Source organism: Rhodococcus sp. NPDC057135, from assembly GCF_042670865.1.
GTDB lineage: Bacteria > Actinomycetota > Actinomycetes > Mycobacteriales > Mycobacteriaceae > Rhodococcus_F.
The window spans coordinates 313,881-334,169 of sequence record NZ_JBHUUU010000007.1 but is presented as its reverse complement, the minus strand read 5'-3'; the positions used below and the strand labels follow the sequence as shown (position 1 = coordinate 334,169).

Below are 20,289 nucleotides of genomic sequence, written 5' to 3'. Positions count from 1 at the left end.
TGAGTGCGGATCGGTTTGTGGCGTCGCCGTTCGGTTCGGGTGAGCGGATGTATCGGACGGGTGACCTTGTGCGGTGGTCGTCTGAGGGGGATCTGAAGTACATCGGTCGTACTGATTTTCAGGTGAAGTTTCGTGGTCAGCGGATTGAGTTGGGGGAGATCGAGGCGGCGTTGGTGTCGCATGGGTCGGTGTTGTCGGCTGCGGTGGTGGTGCGTGGGTCGGTGATGGGTGATCAGTTGGTGGGGTATGTGGTGCCGGCGGTGGGGTCGGTTGTGGATGTGTCGGTGTTGCGGGGGTTTGTGGGGGAGCGGGTTCCGGGTTATATGGTTCCGGCTGCTGTGGTGGTGTTGGATGCTTTTCCGTTGAATTCGTCGGGGAAGTTGGATCGGGCGTTGTTGCCGGAGCCGGTGTTTGAGGCTCGGGTGTTTCGGGCTCCGGTGTCGTCGGTGGAGTTGGTGGTGGCGTCGGCGTTTGTGGGTGTGTTGGGTGTTGATCGGGTGGGGTTGGATGATGATTTCTTCGAGTTGGGTGGCAACTCCCTCATCGCGATGAAATTGACCGCCAACTTGAGCAGCACACTCGATTTCGATGTTCCTGTCCGCATGCTCTTCGGTGCATCGACACCCGAATTACTCGCTGCCAGGATCGAAGAGGCTCGGGAATCAGGTTCGGCGACACCGGACGATCATGCGATCGGCGTGCTCTTTCCCGTTCGCATCGAAGGACAGCGGCCACCGCTCTTCTATATCCATGCAATGAGTGGTCTGGCGTGGAAGGCCTCGGGCTTCGCTCCGTACCTAGAGGCAGATACACCGATCTACGGCCTGCAAACTCCCGTAATGACGGAGGCGTGGGCATTACCGACCTCTGTCGACGAGCTAGCGCACCGTTACGTGCGTGAGATGATCGATGTGAATCCGACTGGGCCGTTTAACATAATCGGCCACTCAGTTGGAGGGTTCATCGGCCATGCATGTGCTGTTCTTCTACGCGAGCAAGGTTTCGAGGTCTCTCTGTTCATGGTGGATCCACGTCATCCGAGGGAGGTCGACGATGATGTAGCGCTGGAGAACACCCGTGACATGGCAGCTAGTTGGGGAGTGGAACTCGGTGAAGGTGCCGACGTCAATTCTCTCGATCGCAGCCAGATCATCGCCATCGGTAAAACGCTGGACTCGGTGTCGTTCATGACTGAGACACAGATTGGCGCACTTTACGACTTCGCTTCGGCGAGTGGTGAATTGATCTCCGGGTATGAGCCGCTCAAATATGATGGCGACGTGGTGATGTTCCGGGCAGCTGCGGGCATGGACATGGACTTCACAGTGACAGACGAATGGAGATCGGTGATCGGTGGACAGATCACCGACATCGATATCGACAGCAATCACACGTCGATGATGCATCCGGACAAGCTCGAGTTGATCGGGCCGATCGTCGCCGAGTACCTACGTACGCAGGAGAAGCGCTCGTCATGACTGATGAAACCCCGGCTCGGTCGGCCGAACCTCGCACTGTCGTGCATTTCGTACGTCACGGAGAGGTGTTCAATCCGTCGAAAGTGATTTACGGCCGGCTACCCGGATACTCGCTTTCCGAATTGGGCAATCGTCAGGCGAAGGCAGTCGCCGAGATTCTCGGTGATCGTCCAATCTCTTCGATCTTCTCCAGCCCGCTCGAACGCGCGATTGAAACTGCCACTCCGCTAGCCGATTTGTTGAATCTACCCATCGAGAAGAACGAAGATCTTGTGGAGTGGGAGGGAAGGTTCGACGGGATCGCAGCGGGAGACCCGAGACTGAAGCCGTCGGTCGGATTGCTGCTCAAAACGTGGAATCCAGTGACGCCTTCGTGGGGGGAGAGCTACAAATCGATGGTCAGACGTATGTCTGCTGCCCTGGATTCGGCTCGGCGTCGGAGCGCGGGCAAGGAGGGCGTGTGCTTCAGTCACGAGCTGCCCATCTGTACCTTGCGGCGTTCGTTGAGGAGCGAATCATTGTGGCGTCGACAGCATGAACGCGATGTGGCTCACACTTCGATCACTTCAGTCACTTTTTCTGGCGAAGCCCTCGTTGATGTCAGCTATTCCGCAAGCCATGTACCTACGGACTGAGGTATAGAGGAAAGCCAGCCTGTTCTTCTCGCATTGGATCGAGAAGAACAGGCTGGCTGGTGGAGAATGTTCCTGCGGTTGTCTCAGATTCCGAGTGAACCGGCGATGAACGGCCATGATTTGTGCAGCTGATCCTGCCAGTAGCCCCACGAGTGAGTCCCGACCGGCTGGAAGTCGACAACGGCCGGAATATTCAATTCATACAGGCGCTTGGCCATGTTCGAAGTGCAAAGGTTGGTCGCTGCTTCGATCGGACCGCCGATGATGATCTGGTTCTCCGTATATGCGCGACCATCACTCAGACGTGGGTTGAGGAATGTATCGTTCGGAATTCCAGGAAGCCCGTTTCCGGTGCTCATGTAGATGGGCGTCCCACGCAGCTTCTCTGCGTTGACGAGCGGATCGTGTTCGACCCATCCCGGTCCGTCCAATGGTCCCCACATATTCGTGATGTCGTCGACGCCGCCGATCCATTCCGTGGTCGTCCGGACGAATGCTTGTCCGAGGGGATCGCTGGTCTGTGCGCAGCCACTGTACGCGGCAACAGAACTGTAGAAACCGGGGTATTCGATCGCCAAGTTCAGTACCGACGTACCGGACATCGAGATGGCCGAGATGGCTTGCTTACCGTTGCTCCCCAGCTCTTCGTTCAACAACGGAGGCAATTCTTTGCCCAAGAAGGTCGACCACTTGTTGCGTCCGGCCTTGGGGTCGTCCTTCTCCCAGTCGGTGTAGTAGGAGAGACGCCCACCGACAGGCGTGGCGACGTTCACGTTCTTGTCAGCGAAAAAATCGACCACATCAGTTTGTAGTTCCCATGTGGCGGCATCTTCTCCGCCGCCGGCACCGTTCAGCAGATAGACGATCGGGCGAGGTTCGGAGTTGTCGGCCGGGGTGATCACCTGAATCGGAACGTCCTTGTCCATCGACGCCGCGTAGACGTTGACGACGAGCTGACGGTCATTGACCTTCTCGACGGATTTGATGTAGGAGCCCGTCGACACTGTTTCGGATGAGTCGCCACCGACGCGCGCGGGGGTGGCCTGCGCGAGACCGGCTGTGAGCAGTGAGCCGGCAACGGCCAATGCACCGATCTGTACGGTGCGTCGCCAGGTCGTGGAATTTCGCGTCAAGACCTCATACCTTTCGGTTGATTCATTGTCGATTGCGACCTTGTCGCATTCAGAGAATTGAGTCGGCTATTGTTTGTGGATTGTTACCGTATTTAGATATTCAAATTCTGGTATGAGGCCACACTCGCTGGATGCGTCTGTCATGAAGTCTCCGCAGCCCGGCGGTAACCCCGAATCGCAGGATATAGAAATACAGCGATCATTCCCGCTGACCAGGCAAGCATTTTCAGAACTGGCACCAGGACCGGCCCTCCGAGCGAAAGTCCGCGCATAGCGTCGACTGCGACGGACATCGGTTGTGCGGCAATTACGGGTTGAAGCCAGACCGGATATGCCATTGTCGGGACAAAACCACTGTTGAAGAACATCAACAAGGTGCACCCAATGGAAACCAATTCGACGAGCGGGACATTTTCCGACATCGTGGCGAGAGCCGTGACCATTACCGCGAACCCAATGCCGAATGCGATGGGTAGAAGTATCATTGCCACTGCCGCAAGCGGGCCCTGAGTGAACCGGAAGCCGACGGCGTAACCAACGCCGATGATGACGATCGTTGTCAGGAGAACTCGAACGGCTTCAGCGATCATCCGGCCCACCAGGCCCGATGCTCGGTGTGCGGGCAGCGTCCAGAATCGACCGAGCAGCCCGCTCTTCCTCTCGCCCCGCAAGCCAACTGCGCTGGCGATCGAACCGAACATCGCTCCCACGAGAATGATGAGCGGGACAGTCCCATAGATACTCGGCTGCCCGGTGGCAGCTGTGATGGAATTTCCCAGAACAACGCGAAACATGATCAAAGTCAACGCGGGATAAACGAGCGCCTGAACAGTCGTTGAAGGATCGCGCGCCCAGTTGATCAGAAGCCGCTTCGCCTGAATAAGGCTGTGGGTCCAGAGCGCGCTGGCCGAGTTCTCGGGTAGTGCCGCGTTGGGAAGAGGGAACGCGAGCGCCCTCCCACTGCGTATCTCCTCACGCTTCTCGAGAGAACTCATCACGCTCGCCTCGTACTTGCCCAGTATGCGAGTGGCCCGCATACCGCTATCAAACCGATCGACCAAGCCGCAACTGGCACCAACGTATTCGGGGTGAGGGTGCCGGCAGCCAGGTCTCGCATGGCGTAGGAGAACTGAGATACGGGCTGATTGCGTACGAACGGCCGGATCCATTCCGGGAATCCGCTCTCCGGAACAAATCCACACGAGAGCATTCCGAGGATTAATTGGGGAAGTGTCAATGCCTGACTGGTTGCTTGTGGGCTCTTCGACAGCGAGCCGATTGCATCACCACCGAGCGACAAACACGTACTGAAAGTCAACGCGATCACGCAGAAGAGCATGGCCTGTGACAGACCACCGACGAAGCGAAATCCGATCGCGTATCCGTAGATCACTGCTGCCGTCAGTGAGACGACGGATCGGAGGAATCCACTACTCATCCGCGAAAACAGTGGAACCGGGCCGAAAACCGGCATGGTTTGCATCCGACTGCTGAAGCCAGTGATGCGTTCGGTCGCCGACATCTGCGCCGCTGAGATCGAAGTGAAGGCCATCGCCTGCAAGACGATGATCGGCATCAAGAACTGTGCGTAATTGATTCCCTGCAGCTGCATTACGAACTTGAGGGGCAGGTAAAAGCCGACCGTGAAGATCAATGGCGCGACGATTGCGACGAGCAATTCGTGCCGGCGAATCATTGCGCGAACGGTACGGCCGGTAAGAGTCCACCACTGTGTGACTGCGGATGGCTGCGGACGACGATGGCGTCCGATGCGAGCTGCATTTGGCACCGTGATGGACCGTTGACCTACCTGTTTCAAGGCAAGATCTTGAGTTGCGTATTTCGTCGTCGTGGTCACGTCGCATCGCTTGTTTCACTCGGGCGCGACTGCCCCGTCAACGACAGGAACACGTCGTCAAGTGAAGGCCTGCGCAGGGCGATGTCCGCGAGTGGTATCCGTGCGTGATCGAGACGCCGCAGGGCTTCTGCAAGGGTCGCAGAACCACGGGGTGCGGGAATTGCAATTCGGCCGTTCTCGACTGCCAGATCGAAGCGGAAGTCCGGCGGAACCAAATTACCCAACGCGTTGGCTGCTGGCCCCAGCAAGCTTGCCTCGGCGGGAACGATTTCGCAGAAGCTGGCGCCGGTTCGTGCCTTCAATTCGTTGGCCGTCCCTTCCGCGATGACAGATCCTTTGTCGATGACAATGATGTTGTCGCTGAGGAGGTCAGCTTCCTCGAGGTACTGAGTGGTCAGCAGAACCGTGATGCCCTGCTCCTTCAAAGTCTGCACGAGGTTCCACACGCTCTGGCGGCTGCGGGGGTCCAGTCCGGTCGTCGGCTCGTCGAGAAATACGACTTCTGGCCGCACCACCAATCCGCACGCAATGTCGATGCGTCGTCGCATGCCGCCGGAGTAGCCCGCAACAGCTCGCCCCCCAGCTTCCACGAGATCGAATTCTTCGAGAAGGTCCACGGCTCGTTGCCTGGCGGATGCGCGATCGAGGCCCATCAGGCGAGCGAACAGTTCGATGTTCTCGCGTCCGGTGAGTGCGTCGTCGAGTGCGGCGAACTGGCCAGTCATCATGATCGAACGGCGAACGTCGGCTGGGTTGCGAGCGACGTCGTATCCGGCAACCATTGCGACGCCGCGGTCAGGCCGAATCAACGTGGACAGAACCTTGACGGTGGTGGTCTTACCTGCGCCGTTGGGTCCAAGGATGCCGAGCACTGTGCCCTTGGGAGCTTGGAAGTTGATGCCACGCAATGCGTGCACATCCTTGAAGGACTTGTGAACGTCCTCCACGACTACCGCCGCGTCCGTCGATAAGGGCATCAATTCTCCGCTGTCTACATGGGTGTTCGGGCCGAGCTGTGCTTGGACACGGCTTCTCGGCCGTGTCCTTTCTCGAGCAAGTCGTAGCCCGAGCCGGAGTCACTGGTAAGGACCCCAGTGGTTGCGGGAACCTTGTACGTCTATCTCCGGATGCACAGTGGATGTTACCGGAGGGACAACCTCATTCCGGCCTTCGCGCGGTGGGGATCGATGCAAATGTGCAGCTTGGCGATAAGCCGCGGTCAGGCCGACCGACTGGACTGTGCGATATCGCACAGTGTCCGGTACCGGGCCTGATTTCGGGTCGCCGACAGGTGTGAACCGTGTTCGCGCGTGCTGAATGCTCGTCGAATACTACGAGTTCGTACTCGATCGACGGGCACCCCTGACTCGATCATCAAGTCGACTCCCTCTGGCGAGGTAACCTACTGCTCATGGATATCGGCACGTTGTCAGTGGTGGTTCCCGTGTACAACGAGGAGGACTACATCGCCGGGTGTTTGGAGTCCCTCGCTCGTCAAGGGGACGAAATCCTCGAGATAATTGTTGTCGACAACAATTCCACCGACCGCACCCCTGAAATCGCGCGTTCTTTCGAGCGGCGGGATTCTCGAATTCGATATCTTGTCGAACCGCGTCAAGGCGTTGTTCATGCTCGTAATGCCGGGTTCGACATCGCAGTGGGTGAATTCATCGGAAGGGTCGATGCGGATTCGCGTGTCGCACCAGGGTGGGCGCGAGCGGTTCGAAGTTCCTTCGCTTCTCATGATCTTGATGCCGTTACCGGTTTCTCGTTGTTTTACGAGTCACCGTTTTCGGGTCTTCAACGAGCAGCGGTGAACAAAGCCGAGGCCCGTGGCGATTTCCACGGAATCAAACCGGCGCACGCACTGACTGGTTCTAATATGGCGATTCGGGCGACGTCGTGGCGCTCGATCCGCGACAAGGTCAGTGATCGCACCGACATTCACGAAGACGTGGATCTGTCGCTGTGCCTGGTGAAGGCAGGGATGCAGTTCGGCACTGACCTGGACATGCGGAGCGAAATCTCCGGGCGAAGGGGAGAGACTGGACCCATCGAGTTTCTGTCATACAACAAGGCTTCGGTGACAACGCTCGAGTATCACCAGGCTATGACTACACGACTTCGTTTGATGATTCTCAAGACGTCAATTCTGCATGCTCTGTTGTGGCCGGCGTACCGAATGTACGACCGGCAAACCGATCGGCTGTCATGGCGGAAACTGCTGTCAGGTTCCGGAGCCCGCACTATGCCCGTGGATTCGTGAGAGTCGGCTACATCCTGTCCAGATTCAAGGTCTTGTACAACCTCTCGATACCGCTGTAATCCTGGACGAACAGGTTGTTGCGCCGTCCCGATTCGACGTCGTCGAGCATCTTCTGTCCGCCGGGTATGGCTTCGATCTTCATGATTGCTCGCCACGCGCCGAAGTCGGTCCCGCTGAATGCGCGCATGGCGCCCTCGAAGCCTTCCAGTAGATAGCTGCGATCTCCACGATCCAAGGAATCCCAGACCAGCACCGCCAGTTCCCCGGCAATCGAGGCATGGCAGTACTCGTCGCGAGCGTGTAACCGGATTGTCGCGCGGTTGATCGACTGCACGCCCGGGTCATCCGAGATCAGGTCGAGGTACGCGGTGATCGACACCTCCGCGACGGTCATGAACGCCAACTCGGTGAGCGCGATCTTGCGAGGCCCCTCGGCTGTGTCGAGGGCTTGCGCCCGCGTGCGGACCGTCAGGACGTCGGGCAATGCCTTCGACGGAAGCTCCCAGCCCCTGCCTCGACGGGTCGCTGAACTGGCGTTGAAGTGCATGAGCGTGTGATATTGCTCGTCGACCATCGCCTGATTGACGGCAACTGCAGCCCAATCTCCGAGTCCGACGCCCAGTCGGTCTTCGGCGAGAACGTCGAACCCGGGGTTGACGACGTACTTCTCGATGTCCATGACGTTCTTGTTGAACGCAATCCATGCCCAGGCCTGCAGGCGTTGCTTCTGCTCGGGACTCATTGCCAGGTAGGTCGGATGCTCCGCGAACGGGAGAAGTGCTTCGGGGTAGTCGGACAGCGAAGGGTCGAAGAGATCGTCCAGTTCCGGCTCCGCCTTCTTCACGGTTGCCCGGCGTGCCCAATTGCTCGCAAGGCGGTTGACGATCGCACTCTCGACGGGATCGGAAGCGTCGTGATCCGGCAGGCTGGGCGGACTCACTCCAGGTCTCATCGTGCCCTACTCTCTGTGCCCTTCGGCAGTCTCCCCGTGCCCTTCGGCAGTCTCCTGTGCCCTTCGGCAATGCGATCGAAGAGGCTCTGGCACTCCGCGTTCAATTCGTCTGAGCGATCACCGAGTGCTGCCTCTGCCACTTTCATCAGCGTCGTGAAGTCGCCGAGTGCCCTCGTTGCGGTGTCCACCTGCGCGGTTGCTTCCGCCAGCGCTTTCCGTGTTGCACCTGCATACGGATTGCCCGCTTGCACGTCCCAGTACACCTCCGGTTCGCCGCCGGCTATCCGCGCCAGGAGCGCCAGCAGGGTCCGATGCGGGGGAGGCGCGACCGCGAGGAGTTCGTCCGCGGAAAGTCCGAGTTCGGCCAGGGCAACGCCGAAGGCCAGCACCGACGCGTGGGTCAGTACCTGGGTCGCTGCGGCCAATCGGTCGTGCCGATCGGGGTCCATCACCGCGACCGACGCTCCCCACGAGCGAACGACGTCGAGAAACTTTCTTGTTTGCGGACCGTCGACGTACGGCACCGCGATGACGGATCGACCACTCGGGCCGAGCGACGGACGGAACATGGGGTTGAGCCCGAGAAACTCCTGTACTCGGCCGGCGTCGGCGATTGCCGCGTCCATCCGCGATTTGACCGACAGCGTGTCCACAACGAGAGCGTCGGACGTCTGAAGAGTCGGCAGTGCAGCCAGGGCGACCTGTTCGGGAACCGCGAGCACGATGATGCTCGCGGACTCCACGATGTCGACAACCCAGTCACTCGGCGCCGTGATGTCGCCGACGACTACATCTCCGTCAGGATCGCTGCCTGCTGGATCGACGACGGTGACCGTCAGGCCATCGGCGCGAAGCAGTTCGACGAACATGGATCCGACGGCACCCAGTCCGCCGACAACCGTCGCAGTACCTGATGCCGCCGTCATGGCTGGTTCTACCCGCCGTACTCGAGAACCCGAGAGGACACCGCATCGAGGGCACGGAGCAGCGTGGACGCCTTGACCGTGGTCTCGTCGAACTCTTCTTCAGGGTCGGACAATGCGGTGATGGCACCACCGATTCCGAAGGTCACGCCGCTCTCGGTGCAGACCAGCGACCGGATCACGATGGAAAGGTCCGCGGCGCCACCGAGGGCGAAGTACCCGATCGATCCGGAGTACACCCCGCGCGGGCCGGATTCGAGGCGGTCGATGATTTCCATCGTTCGTACCTTCGGGGCGCCGGTCATCGATCCACCGGGGAAAGCGGCCCGGACACAGTCCACGGCCGACGATCCCGGACTCAGATGTCCACGCACGGTCGACACCATTTGATGAACGGACGAGTACGACTCGATCGCGAACAGCCTCGGAACGTGCACGCTTCCCGGAACGCAGACTTTAGTGAGGTCGTTGCGAGTGAGGTCGACGATCATCAGGTTCTCGGCGCGGTCCTTCTCGCTGTCGAGCAGGTCTTGCCGAAGGGCCGCATCGCGCGCCCGGGTGACGCCTCGCGGGCGAGTGCCCTTGATGGGCTTTGACTCGACGTTGCCGTCAGCGTCGACACGTAGAAACCGCTCTGGTGAGGCCGAAACGACCGAGATGCCGGTGAAGTCGAGCAGTGCGCTGTACGGCGTCGGATTGATCGAGCGCAGATACTCGAACGCCCGCAGCGCGTCGATCGTCTCGTCGACGCTCGCCATGTTGGTCAGACACACCTCGTACGACTCACCTGCCCGGATCTCCGAGAGCGCGGTCCCGATCAACGACAGGTACTGATCGCGATCATGCCGAAGTCGAGCCTGTGTCCAGACCGTCTCGCTGATCAGTGGAACCGGGGTGCGTTCCGGAAGGTCCGCGCCGATCCGCGCCAGGGTGTCGATGGTCGATTCGAGCCAGTCGTCGTGGCCGGCGTCGCGGACTTTCTCGCGCAACCTCAAAACGTGAGTGCGGCCGGCAGTGTGATCGATGACGACGGCGCGATCGGCAAACACCAGGGCGGCATCAGGAGTGGGTGCCGGATGTACAGCCCTTCCTCCGGTCTGCGCTTTCAGTTCGTAGCCGAGATAGCCCACGTAACCGAGGTTGAAGTCGAGTTCCGGATGCGAGGGCACGAAGCGCGTCGCGAGTTGCGCGTCCAAGTAGTCGAAGAACGGAACTCGAATGTGCTCGTCGGACAAGCCTTTTCGGCTGACCGTCAGCACCCCGGCTTGCACGTCGTACGTGATGAATTCAGCCAGCGGCCCCGCGGAATCGCCCAGAATCGAAAAGCGTGCACTCGGCTCCGCAGTGGCCGCGCGGTCCAGCCAGAACGCGTTGGGGCCGTCGGCGAACAGTGCTGCAAACGCCGCCGACGGGTCCACGGCAAAATCGAGGGTCACGTCGTCGACGTCGTAGTTGATCGCCGGCCGTAAGTCGGGCGTTTGTGGCGCCGGTTCGTGTCGGATCACCGAATCCAGAGTTCGTCCGACAGACAGATCGCGGAAGTTCGCGAGCAGATCGATGCCGAACTCGGTACTGATGGACTCCGGATGAAACTGCACGCCCCACATCGGCTTGGTCCGGTGTCTGACACCCATGAGCAGTCCGTCGGAGGTCCACGCGGTGCGAACGAAGGCATTCGGCAGATTCTCGACGGTCAACGAGTGGTAGCGAACAGCTCGGAACGGTGACGGAAGTCCGGCAAAGATGCCTGAACCGTCGTGATCGATCAGTGAGATGCGGCCGTGCATCGGGACGGGCGCAACCACCACGTCGGCACCGAACAACTCGCACAGGCCCTGGTGACCTAGACAGACACCGAGAAGTGGGAGGGGTGCCTCCTCGATGAAACGGCGGCTGATTCCGAAGTCACGCTCGCGATCGGGCCGGCCGGGACCGGGGGAGATGACCACGTTGTCGTACGACGCGAGATCGAGGGAATCCCAGTCCGCGTCGTTGCGGACCACGGTTGGCACAACCCCGTTGACCTCGGTCAACAGGGTGAACAGGTTGTAGGTGAACGAGTCGTAATTGTCCACCAGAAGGGTGCGGGAACTCATGTCGATGATCCTGATCTCGGTCCGACGGATTCCCGAACAGTGTCCTCCTCCTCAACGGGTGCGTTGATCACCAGGTCTTCGAGTCGGCAGGTCTCGGCAATCATCAGCTCGTACAGCGAGTTGAAGAAGTCAGGCGAGAGGTCGTGACTCCGGGCGAATTCGCGTGCCCGTTCCTGCACGAGGCGGACTCGGCCGGGTTGCATCATCGGAACCTCGCGGGAGCGCTTCCACTCGCCGATACGCAGGCAGAGTTCCAGCCGCTGCCGCACCGTTTCGAGAATTAGAGCGTCGATGGCGTCGAGGTCGCGCCGAAAGCTGTCCAACCCCTCGGCATTGTCCGGATACGCCCGGGTCTCCGGGCCTGATTCGGAACTCGTTGTGGTCAAGAACTCTTCCACGAGGCCTCCCGGTGCTCGGCGTGACGCGAGGTCGACAATGCGGTGTCCGGAACGTAAATCACCTCCGGACACCGGCACCCCGACCGACCATCGCCGTTCGGGGAGGTGTTCCACGATCGTCTTTCGCCGAAACCTGCGGCGGCCCGAATTTCTGCGAAACCTGTTGGCGGGCGAATTAGCTTGCGATGCAGGCGGGTTCGTGACCGCCTACGCGGGTGCCTATTTGGGGGTGACCCAAGTGGTGATCTCGGCGTGGACTACTTCCTTGCCGTCGCGGTCGAAGATCGAGATGGGAACGACCAGTTCAGTTCCGCTGTCGATCGCAGCGAAGTCCGGCAAGGTCTCGAGGTGGGCGACAGCTCGCAGACCCGTTTCGGCCTTGGCGAGGTAGTCGACCTTCATCGACTTGGGGATCCAGCGGTGCGAGTTCGGAACCGTCGCTTCGCTCAGCATGCCCATTGCGACCTCCGCGAGATTGCAAGCTGCGATCGCGTGAAACGTGCCGAGATGGTTGTGGACACCCCACCATTTGGGGGAGCGGACCTCGCAGAGCCCTGGTTCCAGCTTGGTCACCCGGGGGAGAACGGAGGCGAAATAGGGGACGCGAATGGACATCGCCGCCGAGAAAACTGCATGTCCGAGGGCGTTGTCCGGCAATTTCTGCCATCCGCGATAAGTAGGGCTGGAGGTAGTCATGGACCTATCTTACTTCTGAGTAAGATTGTTGTCGCGCAGCTCACTCGGAAAAGGCAGTTCGGGGGAGTTGAGGAATTGGGCCAGGTACGGCATACTGGTCGGGTTGCCTTGTCCGGGACGCGGTCGTTTGCGGCCGTGATCGGGTAAGGGTAAGACGTCACAGACGATCGATCGCAGATCCCGTCAAGGGTAATCGGGTCTACGACTGTGACCATGCAAGACGAGAAGTAATGCAGGACGGAAGCAGTACCTACTTTGTGTTCGACATCGAACACGTCCGGTACGCATCACGCGCCAGATGATCGAAAGATTGTCCGGCGCAGGATGAGTGAGAAGGCGACACGCCCGACCGCGTGTACCGGAGAACAATGACAAACGAACAGCGGCAGCAGATCCTGATCTCGATCCGAATCTCGGTACTCCCGAGAACTTGGACTTGGTCCCGATCGCTTCAGTGTTCGTCGTGTCATCGTCCAGGCAAGGACTGTGCAGACGAGGTAGCTCGAGCCTGACCAGGCGGGCTACGAAACGCGGCAAGAAAAGGACACTAAGCGTGGCGGGACAAAAGATCCGCATCAGGCTCAAGGCCTACGACCACGAGGCGATCGACGCGTCAGCGCGCAAGATCGTCGAGACGGTAACCCGTACGGGTGCCCGCGTCGTTGGACCTGTGCCGTTGCCGACCGAGAAGAACGTATATTGCGTCATCCGCTCGCCGCACAAGTACAAGGACTCGCGCGAGCACTTCGAGATGCGTACTCACAAGCGGCTGATCGACATTCTCGACCCGACGCCGAAGACGGTTGACGCGCTCATGCGCATCGACCTTCCGGCCAGTGTCGACGTGAACATTCAGTGACGGCGGAGACAAAAACAATGACTGATACCAAGATCAAGGGAATCCTGGGCACCAAGCTCGGCATGACCCAGGTCTTCGACGAGAACAACCGGGTTGTCCCGGTCACCGTCGTGAAGGCTGGGCCGAACGTCGTAACCCAGATCCGTACCGAAGAGCGTGACGGCTACAGCGCCGTTCAGCTCGCGTTCGGCGCCATCGACCCGCGCAAGGTGAACAAGCCGACTTCCGGCCAGTTCACCAAGGCTGGTGTGACCCCGCGTCGCCACGTAGTGGAGCTCCGCGTTGCGGACACCTCCGACTACGAGGTCGGCCAGGAGCTCACCGCCGAGGTCTTCGAGGACGGCGCATACGTCGACGTCACCGGAACCAGCAAGGGCAAGGGCTTCGCCGGAACCATGAAGCGTCACGGCTTCAAGGGACAGGGCGCGTCGCACGGTACCCAGGCTGTTCACCGCCGCCCGGGCTCCATCGGTGGCTGTGCAACTCCCGGCCGCGTGTTCAAGGGCATGCGCATGTCCGGACGCATGGGTAGCGACCGCATCACGACGCAGAACCTCTCGGTCCACAAGGTGGATGCCGAGAACGGCCTGCTGCTGATCAAGGGTGCGATCCCCGGCCGCAAGGGCGGCCTCGTGATCGTCAAGAGTGCAGTGAAGGGTGGTGCACGGGCATGACCAGCACCGAGACCAAGTTGACCCTGGACGTCAAGGTCGCCGGCGGCAAGACCAACGGCACCGTCGATCTCCCCGCTGAGATCTTCGACGCTCCGGCCAACATCGCGCTTCTCCATCAGGTTGTCGTCGCGCAGCTCGCAGCTGCTCGTCAGGGAACCCACTCCACCAAGACCCGCGGCGACGTCCGCGGCGGTGGAAAGAAGCCGTACCGCCAGAAGGGCACCGGCCGCGCACGCCAGGGCTCGACTCGCGCACCGCAGTTCGTCGGCGGCGGAACCGTTCACGGCCCGCAGCCGCGTGACTACAGCCAGCGCACCCCCAAGAAGATGAAGGCAGCCGCTCTACGCGGAGCCCTCTCTGACCGCGCACGCAACGAGCGCATCCACGTCATCACCGAACTGGTTGCAGGGCAGACGCCTTCGACCAAGGGCGCAATCGCGTTCCTCGGCGAGATCTCGGATCGCAAGAAGCTGCTGCTCGTCGTGGGTCGCCAGGATGTAGCCGCTTGGAAGAGCGTGCAGAACCTGGAAGGCGTGCATCCCATTGCACCCGACCAGCTCAACACCTACGACGTGCTCAATGCAGACGATGTCGTGTTCAGCGTCGAGGCACTCAACGCGTTCATCCACGGGCCCGCAGAGAGCGCTCAGAACAAGGAGGACGCCAAGTGAGCACCATCGCTGACCCCCGCGACATCCTGCTCGCTCCGGTCATCTCCGAGAAGTCCTACGGACTGATCGAGGAAGGCACCTACACCTTCCTGGTGCACCCGGACTCGAACAAGACGCAGATCAAGATTGCCGTCGAGAAGGTCTTCGGCGTCAAGGTGACCAGCGTCAACACCGCCAACCGTCAGGGCAAGCGTAAGCGGACCCGATTCGGTTACGGCAAGCGCAAGGACACCAAGCGCGCGCTCGTGACCCTGTCCGCTGACAGCAAGCCCATCGAGATCTTCGGAGGACCGGTCGCGTAAGCGCCGGGACTTGACGAGACATAGAGGACGAGAAGACTCATGGCAATCCGTAAGTACAAGCCGACAACACCGGGCCGTCGTGGCTCGAGCGTCTCGGACTTCGCCGAGATCACTCGGTCGACCCCCGAGAAGTCGCTGGTTCGCCCGCTGCACGGTCGCGGTGGACGTAACGCACACGGTCGTATCACCACCCGTCACAAGGGCGGCGGACACAAGCGTGCATACCGACTGATCGATTTCCGTCGCAACGACAAGGACGGCATCCCGGCAAAGGTCGCTCACATCGAGTACGACCCCAACCGCACAGCAAACATCGCACTCCTGCATTACGCAGACGGTGAGAAGCGCTACATCATCGCCCCCAAGGGCCTGGTGCAGGGTTCACCGATCGAGTCCGGTGCAGGCGCCGACATCAAGCCGGGCAACAACCTGCCGCTGCGCAACATCCCGACTGGTACCACCATCCACGGTGTGGAACTGCGTCCCGGCGGCGGAGCCAAGATGGCTCGTTCCGCAGGCGCCAGCATCCAGCTCCTCGGTAAGGAAGGCAGCTACGCCACGCTGCGTATGCCTTCCGGTGAAATCCGTCGCGTCGACGTGCGCTGCCGCGCATCCGTCGGCGAGGTCGGCAACGCCGAGCAGTCGAACATCAACTGGGGCAAGGCCGGCCGTATGCGTTGGAAGGGCAAGCGCCCGACCGTTCGTGGTGTCGTGATGAACCCGGTCGACCACCCGCACGGTGGCGGCGAGGGCAAGACCTCAGGTGGACGCCACCCGGTCAGCCCGTGGGGTAAGCCGGAAGGCCGTACCCGCAAGAACAAGGCAAGCGACAAGATGATCGTCCGTCGCCGCCGCACCGGCAAGAACAAGCGCTAGGAGGGAGTGAAGGATGCCACGCAGCCTTAAGAAGGGCCCGTTCGTCGATGACCACCTCCTCGCGAAGGTGGATGTACAGAACGAAAAGGGAACCAAGCAGGTCATCAAGACCTGGTCCCGTCGTTCGACAATCATCCCGGACTTCATCGGCCACACGTTTGCAGTTCACGACGGCCGCAAGCACGTCCCCGTGTTCGTTTCCGACTCCATGGTCGGACACAAGCTCGGAGAGTTTGCACCGACCCGCACGTTCAAGGGTCACATCAAGGATGATCGGAAGGCGAAGAGGCGATGAGCAACACCGAAACCGCCAACCCGACTGCCAAGGCCGTAGCGAAGCACGTTCGCGTTACGCCGATGAAGGCACGTCGAGTTGTGGACCTGGTCCGCGGGCGCTCGGTTGAAGACGCCCTGAACATCCTGAAGTTCGCGCCGCAGGCAGCGAGCGAGCCGGTCGCCAAGGTGATCGCCTCCGCAGCTGCCAACGCCGAGAACAACCTCGACCTCGACCCCAGCACGCTTGTCGTTGCTACGGCGTTCGTGGACGAGGGCGCGACCCTCAAGCGGTTCCAGCCGCGTGCACAGGGACGTGCGTTCCGTATTCGCAAGCGCACCAGTCACATCACCGTGATCGTGGAGAGCCTGCCGAAGACCGGAACATCGACCCGTAATCGCCGGAAGGGAAGTGCTCAGTAGTGGGCCAGAAAATCAACCCGCACGGCTTCCGTCTCGGCATCACCACCGACTGGAAGTCTCGCTGGTACGCAGACAAGCAGTACGCGGAGTACGTCAAGGAAGACGTCGCGATCCGTAAGCTCCTCGCCACCGGCATGGAGCGCGCAGGAATCGCGAAGGTCGAAATCGAGCGCACCCGTGACCGTGTTCGCGTGGACATCCACACTGCACGTCCGGGCATCGTCATCGGCCGCCGCGGCGCCGAAGCCGATCGCATCCGCTCCGAGCTCGAGAAGCTGACCGGCAAGCAGGTTCAGCTGAACATCCTCGAGGTCAAGAACGCAGAAGCTGAGGCACAGCTCGTCGCACAGGGTGTGGCCGAGCAGCTCTCGAACCGCGTTGCCTTCCGTCGTGCAATGCGCAAGGCCATCCAGTCGGCCATGCGTCAGCCCAACGTCAAGGGAATCCGCGTTCAGTGCTCCGGTCGTCTCGGCGGCGCCGAGATGTCCCGGTCGGAGTTCTACCGCGAAGGCCGTGTGCCGCTGCACACGCTTCGTGCGGACATCGACTACGGCCTCTACGAGGCCAAGACCACCTTCGGTCGCATCGGCGTCAAGGTCTGGATCTACAAGGGCGACATCGTCGGTGGCAAGCGCGAGCTCGCCGCCAACACGGCCGCACCGGCCGGGGATCGCCCGCGTCGTGAGCGTCCGAGCCGTCCGCGTCGTTCCGGTGCCACCGGTACCACTGCGACCAGCACCGAGGCCGGCCGCGCAGCGACCGCAACCGCCGATGCTCCCGCAACTGAACAGAATCAGGAGGGCTGACGCATGTTGATCCCACGGCGGGTCAAGCACCGCAAGCAGCACCACCCGAGCCGTTCGGGTGCCGCCAAGGGCGGTACCCAGGTGACCTTCGGTGACTACGGCATCCAGGCTCTCGAGCCTGCCTACATCACCAACCGGCAGATCGAGTCCGCTCGTATCGCCATGACTCGGCACATCAAGCGTGGCGGCAAGATCTGGATCAACATCTTCCCGGATCGCCCCCTCACGAAGAAGCCGGCCGAAACCCGAATGGGTTCCGGTAAGGGTTCGCCCGAGTGGTGGATTGCCAACGTCAAGCCCGGACGCGTTCTGTTCGAGATGACATACCCCAACGAGGAGATTGCTCGTGAGGCCCTGCGCCGCGCGATGCACAAGCTCCCGTGCAAGTGCCGGATCGTGACCAGAGAGGAGCAGTTCTGATGGCTACTGGAACCCCAGCAGCAGAGCTCCGCGAGCTCAGTGAAGACGAGCTGGTCACCCGGCTCCGTGAGTCGAAGGAAGAGCTTTTCAACCTTCGTTTCCAGATGGCTACCGGCCAGATGGACAACAACCGACGACTGCGCACCGTTCGTCACGAGATCGCGCGCATCTACACCGTCCTGCGTGAGCGTGAGCTCGGACTCGCTGTGGGTCCGGATGCAGGTGACGCGGCATGAGTGAGGAAAAAGCAGTGAGCACAGAAGAGCGCGCGAGCCGTAAGGTCCGTGTCGGATACGTCGTGTCCGACAAGATGGAAAAGACGATCGTGGTCGAGCTCGAAGACCGCGTCAAGCACAAGCTCTACGGCAAGATCATCCGCCGTACGACCAAGGTGAAGGCGCACGACGAGAACGGCGTTGCCGGCGTCGGCGACCGCGTTCAGCTGATGGAAACCCGTCCGCTGTCCGCGACGAAGCACTGGCGTCTGGTCGAGGTCCTCGAAAAGGCCAAGTAAGCCTGATCGAATCCTCGAGCTGATCGAGTATCACCGAATGGCCCGCTTCCCCTTGGGGGAGTGGGCCATTCGGCGTTTCAGGCTTTCCGAGATTCTTCCCGGTGCGGGGTTCGAGTTGCGTCGAGCAGTGCTGATTTGGTAATCGGCGAACCCTTCCCTACAATAGAACGGTTGCCTGTGGCAGAGGTGTGTCTTCACGTGCGCAGCTCGAACGGTGCTTGCAGTGATCGTCTCCCGGCGTCAGTCGGTGGGACTGCAGCTCAGACACGACGCAGGTGGCAACAATGACCGCGCGCACCGGGTCGGTAATCCGTTGCGCACGAAATTCCAGGTCTAGGGAGATCAAGTGATTCAGCAGGAGTCGCGAGTTCGCGTCGCTGATAACACGGGTGCCAAGGAAATCCTTTGCATCCGCGTTCTCGGCGGTTCGTCACGTCGCTACGCCGGGATCGGTGACGTCATCGTCGCCACCGTCAAGGACGCAATCCCCGGTGGAAACATCAAGAAGGGTGAGGTCGTCAAGGCCGTCATCGTTCGTACGACCAAGGAGCGCCGTCGTCCGGACGGTTCCTACATCAAGTTCGACGAGAACGCTGCAGTGCTCATCAAGGCTGACAGTGATCCCCGTGGAACCCGCATCTTCGGACCCGTCGGCCGTGAGCTGCGCGAGAAGAAGTTCATGAAGATCGTTTCGCTTGCCCCGGAGGTGCTGTGATGAAGGTGCACAAGGGTGACACCGTTCTGGTCATCGCCGGCAAGGACAAGGGCGCGAAGGGCAAGGTCATTCAGGCCTACCCCGCGACCGACAAGGTCCTCGTCGAAGGCGTGAACCGAATCAAGAAGCACACCGCGGTTTCCGCGAACGAGCGCGGAGCATCCTCCGGCGGCATCGTCACGCAGGAAGCCCCGATCCACGTTTCCAACGTTGCAGTCGTCGACTCGGACGGAAACCCCACTCGCGTGGGCTACCGCACCGACGAAGAGTCCGGCAAGCGCGTTCGGATTTCCCGGAAGAACGGGAAGGACATCTGACATGACCTCCACCGAAAACAAGGTCCAGCCGCGCCTCAAGGCACGCTACCGCGCTGAGATCAAGGACGCGCTCAACAGCGAGTTCGACTACTCGAACGTCATGCAGATCCCCGGCGTCGTCAAGGTTGTCGTCAACATGGGCGTCGGCGACGCTGCCCGTGACGCCAAGCTGATCAACGGCGCTGTCCATGACCTGTCGCTGATCACGGGCCAGAAGCCCGAGATCCGCAAGGCACGTAAGTCCATCGCGCAGTTCAAGCTCCGCGAAGGTATGCCCATCGGCGCACGCGTCACCCTCCGTGGCGACCGCATGTGGGAGTTCCTGGACCGCCTCGTGTCTGTCGCTCTGCCCCGTATCCGCGACTTCCGCGGTCTCTCGGGCAACCAGTTCGACGGCAACGGCAACTACACGTTCGGCCTCAACGAGCAGTCGATGTTCCACGAGATCGACGTGGACAAGATCGATCGCCCCCGCGGTATGGACATCACCGTCGTGACCACCGCAACCAACAACGAAGAAGGCCGTGCACTGCTCAAGCACCTCGGCTTCCCGTTCAAGGAGAACTGAGCGCATGGCTAAGAAGGCATTGGTCAACAAGGCCAACAAGAAGCCCAAGTTCGCGGTTCGCGCCTACACCCGCTGCCAGCGGTGCGGTCGCCCGCACTCGGTGTTCCGCAAGTTCGGCTTGTGCCGTATCTGCGTTCGCGAGATGGCTCACGCCGGCGAGCTTCCCGGAGTTCGCAAGAGCTCTTGGTGATCTGAGGCCCTCGGGCTTCGTCACACCACGCATCTGAATGGGCGTGGGTTCCTTTGGAACCCACGCCCATTCGGCGTTTGAACCGAGATGTGCGCTGAATGTGCATCGTGCTGATCCTGAAAAGAACTGTCCCGCTGCAACTCTGGGTCGAAACGATCCGTCGGCCGTAGACGTCGATCTTCGGACGCGAACGAGCAGTTCAGATTTCGGGACGCCTCGGCACCTAGCCCTGCAGGTCTTCTGGGC

General features: G+C 60.8%; 27 protein-coding genes. 18 read left to right on the top strand and 9 right to left on the bottom strand.

What is annotated here, in order from left to right:
• Positions 1-1,478 (top strand): thioesterase domain-containing protein (locus ACFT1A_RS16340; protein WP_378447828.1); only part of this gene is annotated, 1,478 nt, incomplete at its 5' end.
• Complete coding sequence (locus ACFT1A_RS16335) at positions 1,475-2,113, top strand: histidine phosphatase family protein (protein ID WP_054188110.1); 639 nt, start codon at positions 1,475-1,477, stop codon at positions 2,111-2,113. The genes ACFT1A_RS16340 and ACFT1A_RS16335, both read left to right, overlap by 4 nt.
• Before the next feature lie 83 nt (positions 2,114-2,196).
• On the opposite strand, the gene ACFT1A_RS16330 is transcribed toward ACFT1A_RS16335, so the two are convergent.
• The 4 genes from ACFT1A_RS16330 to ACFT1A_RS16315 form a co-directional block, all read right to left on the bottom strand.
• The gene (locus ACFT1A_RS16330; protein WP_378447827.1) at positions 2,197-3,246 is read right to left on the bottom strand and encodes an alpha/beta hydrolase; all 1,050 of its coding nucleotides are present in this window, start codon (positions 3,244-3,246) and stop codon (positions 2,197-2,199) included.
• A 140-nt stretch (positions 3,247-3,386) separates the two neighbouring features.
• Positions 3,387-4,241: an ABC transporter permease gene (locus ACFT1A_RS16325; RefSeq protein WP_054188169.1), complete on the bottom strand. Its 855-nt coding sequence runs from the start codon at positions 4,239-4,241 to the stop codon at positions 3,387-3,389.
• Positions 4,241-5,104 (bottom strand): ABC transporter permease, encoded by an 864-nt coding sequence (locus ACFT1A_RS16320; protein WP_054188112.1) that lies wholly within the window; start codon positions 5,102-5,104, stop codon positions 4,241-4,243. Before ACFT1A_RS16320 ends, ACFT1A_RS16325 begins: the two co-directional genes overlap by 1 nt.
• A complete protein-coding gene (locus ACFT1A_RS16315; RefSeq protein WP_054188113.1) occupies positions 5,101-6,081 on the bottom strand; it encodes a daunorubicin/doxorubicin resistance ABC transporter ATP-binding protein DrrA in 981 nt (326 codons plus the stop codon). The genes ACFT1A_RS16320 and ACFT1A_RS16315 overlap by 4 nt, the downstream gene beginning before the upstream one ends.
• Positions 6,082-6,515: 434 nt before the next feature.
• Here ACFT1A_RS16315 and ACFT1A_RS16310 point away from each other — a divergent pair, with 434 nt between their 5' ends.
• Positions 6,516-7,370 (top strand): glycosyltransferase family 2 protein, encoded by an 855-nt coding sequence (locus ACFT1A_RS16310; RefSeq protein ID WP_378447826.1) that lies wholly within the window; start codon positions 6,516-6,518, stop codon positions 7,368-7,370.
• Between the two features lie 7 nt (positions 7,371-7,377).
• On the opposite strand, the gene ACFT1A_RS16305 is transcribed toward ACFT1A_RS16310, so the two are convergent.
• The 5 genes from ACFT1A_RS16305 to ACFT1A_RS16285 form a co-directional block, all read right to left on the bottom strand.
• A complete protein-coding gene (locus ACFT1A_RS16305; RefSeq protein WP_378447825.1) occupies positions 7,378-8,322 on the bottom strand; it encodes a diiron oxygenase in 945 nt (314 codons plus the stop codon).
• A complete protein-coding gene (locus tag ACFT1A_RS16300; RefSeq protein WP_378447824.1) occupies positions 8,319-9,248 on the bottom strand; it encodes a prephenate dehydrogenase dimerization domain-containing protein in 930 nt (309 codons plus the stop codon). Before ACFT1A_RS16300 ends, ACFT1A_RS16305 begins: the two co-directional genes overlap by 4 nt.
• A gap of 8 nt (positions 9,249-9,256) precedes the next feature.
• Positions 9,257-11,341: an aminodeoxychorismate synthase component I gene (gene pabB, locus ACFT1A_RS16295; RefSeq protein WP_378447823.1), complete on the bottom strand. Its 2,085-nt coding sequence runs from the start codon at positions 11,339-11,341 to the stop codon at positions 9,257-9,259.
• Entirely contained in the window at positions 11,338-11,727 is a 390-nt protein-coding gene (locus ACFT1A_RS16290; protein WP_378447822.1) for a chorismate mutase family protein, read from the bottom strand. The genes pabB and ACFT1A_RS16290 overlap by 4 nt, the downstream gene beginning before the upstream one ends.
• Positions 11,728-11,958: 231 nt before the next feature.
• The gene (locus tag ACFT1A_RS16285; RefSeq protein WP_378447821.1) at positions 11,959-12,435 is read right to left on the bottom strand and encodes a hotdog fold domain-containing protein; all 477 of its coding nucleotides are present in this window, start codon (positions 12,433-12,435) and stop codon (positions 11,959-11,961) included.
• Positions 12,436-12,988: 553 nt separating this feature from the next.
• Here ACFT1A_RS16285 and rpsJ point away from each other — a divergent pair.
• The 15 genes from rpsJ (at position 12,989) to ACFT1A_RS16210 (ending at position 20,043) form a co-directional block, all read left to right on the top strand.
• Positions 12,989-13,294, top strand: coding sequence for a 30S ribosomal protein S10 (gene rpsJ / locus ACFT1A_RS16280; protein ID WP_003938093.1), 306 nt, complete (start codon positions 12,989-12,991; stop codon positions 13,292-13,294).
• A gap of 17 nt (positions 13,295-13,311) precedes the next feature.
• Positions 13,312-13,968, top strand: a complete 657-nt coding sequence (gene rplC, locus ACFT1A_RS16275) for a 50S ribosomal protein L3 (RefSeq protein WP_003940826.1) — start codon at positions 13,312-13,314, stop codon at positions 13,966-13,968.
• Entirely contained in the window at positions 13,965-14,639 is a 675-nt protein-coding gene (gene rplD / locus ACFT1A_RS16270; RefSeq protein ID WP_003940723.1) for a 50S ribosomal protein L4, read from the top strand. Before rplC ends, rplD begins: the two co-directional genes overlap by 4 nt.
• Entirely contained in the window at positions 14,636-14,941 is a 306-nt protein-coding gene (gene rplW / locus ACFT1A_RS16265) for a 50S ribosomal protein L23 (RefSeq protein ID WP_003940990.1), read from the top strand. Before rplD ends, rplW begins: the two co-directional genes overlap by 4 nt.
• Before the next feature lie 39 nt (positions 14,942-14,980).
• Complete coding sequence (gene rplB, locus ACFT1A_RS16260; RefSeq protein ID WP_033231378.1) at positions 14,981-15,817, top strand: 50S ribosomal protein L2; 837 nt, start codon at positions 14,981-14,983, stop codon at positions 15,815-15,817.
• A 13-nt stretch (positions 15,818-15,830) separates the two neighbouring features.
• Positions 15,831-16,112 carry a 30S ribosomal protein S19 gene (rpsS, locus tag ACFT1A_RS16255; RefSeq protein ID WP_003940820.1) on the top strand — a complete coding sequence of 94 codons (282 nt, stop codon included), beginning with the start codon at positions 15,831-15,833 and terminating at the stop codon, positions 16,110-16,112.
• The gene (rplV, locus tag ACFT1A_RS16250) at positions 16,109-16,513 is read left to right on the top strand and encodes a 50S ribosomal protein L22 (RefSeq protein WP_003940717.1); all 405 of its coding nucleotides are present in this window, start codon (positions 16,109-16,111) and stop codon (positions 16,511-16,513) included. The genes rpsS and rplV overlap by 4 nt, the downstream gene beginning before the upstream one ends.
• Positions 16,513-17,319 carry a 30S ribosomal protein S3 gene (rpsC, locus tag ACFT1A_RS16245; RefSeq protein WP_003941003.1) on the top strand — a complete coding sequence of 269 codons (807 nt, stop codon included), beginning with the start codon at positions 16,513-16,515 and terminating at the stop codon, positions 17,317-17,319. Before rplV ends, rpsC begins: the two co-directional genes overlap by 1 nt.
• A 3-nt stretch (positions 17,320-17,322) precedes the next feature.
• Positions 17,323-17,739 carry a 50S ribosomal protein L16 gene (gene rplP, locus ACFT1A_RS16240; RefSeq protein WP_003940899.1) on the top strand — a complete coding sequence of 139 codons (417 nt, stop codon included), beginning with the start codon at positions 17,323-17,325 and terminating at the stop codon, positions 17,737-17,739.
• Positions 17,739-17,975 (top strand): 50S ribosomal protein L29, encoded by a 237-nt coding sequence (rpmC, locus tag ACFT1A_RS16235; RefSeq protein WP_003940734.1) that lies wholly within the window; start codon positions 17,739-17,741, stop codon positions 17,973-17,975. The genes rplP and rpmC overlap by 1 nt, the downstream gene beginning before the upstream one ends.
• Positions 17,972-18,253: a 30S ribosomal protein S17 gene (gene rpsQ / locus ACFT1A_RS16230; protein ID WP_003941020.1), complete on the top strand. Its 282-nt coding sequence runs from the start codon at positions 17,972-17,974 to the stop codon at positions 18,251-18,253. The genes rpmC and rpsQ overlap by 4 nt, the downstream gene beginning before the upstream one ends.
• 346 nt (positions 18,254-18,599) lie before the next feature.
• Positions 18,600-18,968 carry a 50S ribosomal protein L14 gene (rplN, locus tag ACFT1A_RS16225; RefSeq protein WP_003940951.1) on the top strand — a complete coding sequence of 123 codons (369 nt, stop codon included), beginning with the start codon at positions 18,600-18,602 and terminating at the stop codon, positions 18,966-18,968.
• The gene (rplX, locus tag ACFT1A_RS16220; protein ID WP_003941019.1) at positions 18,968-19,285 is read left to right on the top strand and encodes a 50S ribosomal protein L24; all 318 of its coding nucleotides are present in this window, start codon (positions 18,968-18,970) and stop codon (positions 19,283-19,285) included. The genes rplN and rplX overlap by 1 nt, the downstream gene beginning before the upstream one ends.
• Position 19,286: 1 nt before the next feature.
• Complete coding sequence (gene rplE, locus ACFT1A_RS16215) at positions 19,287-19,853, top strand: 50S ribosomal protein L5 (protein WP_003940924.1); 567 nt, start codon at positions 19,287-19,289, stop codon at positions 19,851-19,853.
• A gap of 4 nt (positions 19,854-19,857) precedes the next feature.
• Positions 19,858-20,043, top strand: coding sequence for a type Z 30S ribosomal protein S14 (locus ACFT1A_RS16210; RefSeq protein WP_003940698.1), 186 nt, complete (start codon positions 19,858-19,860; stop codon positions 20,041-20,043).
• The last annotated feature ends 246 nt before the right edge of the window (positions 20,044-20,289 follow it).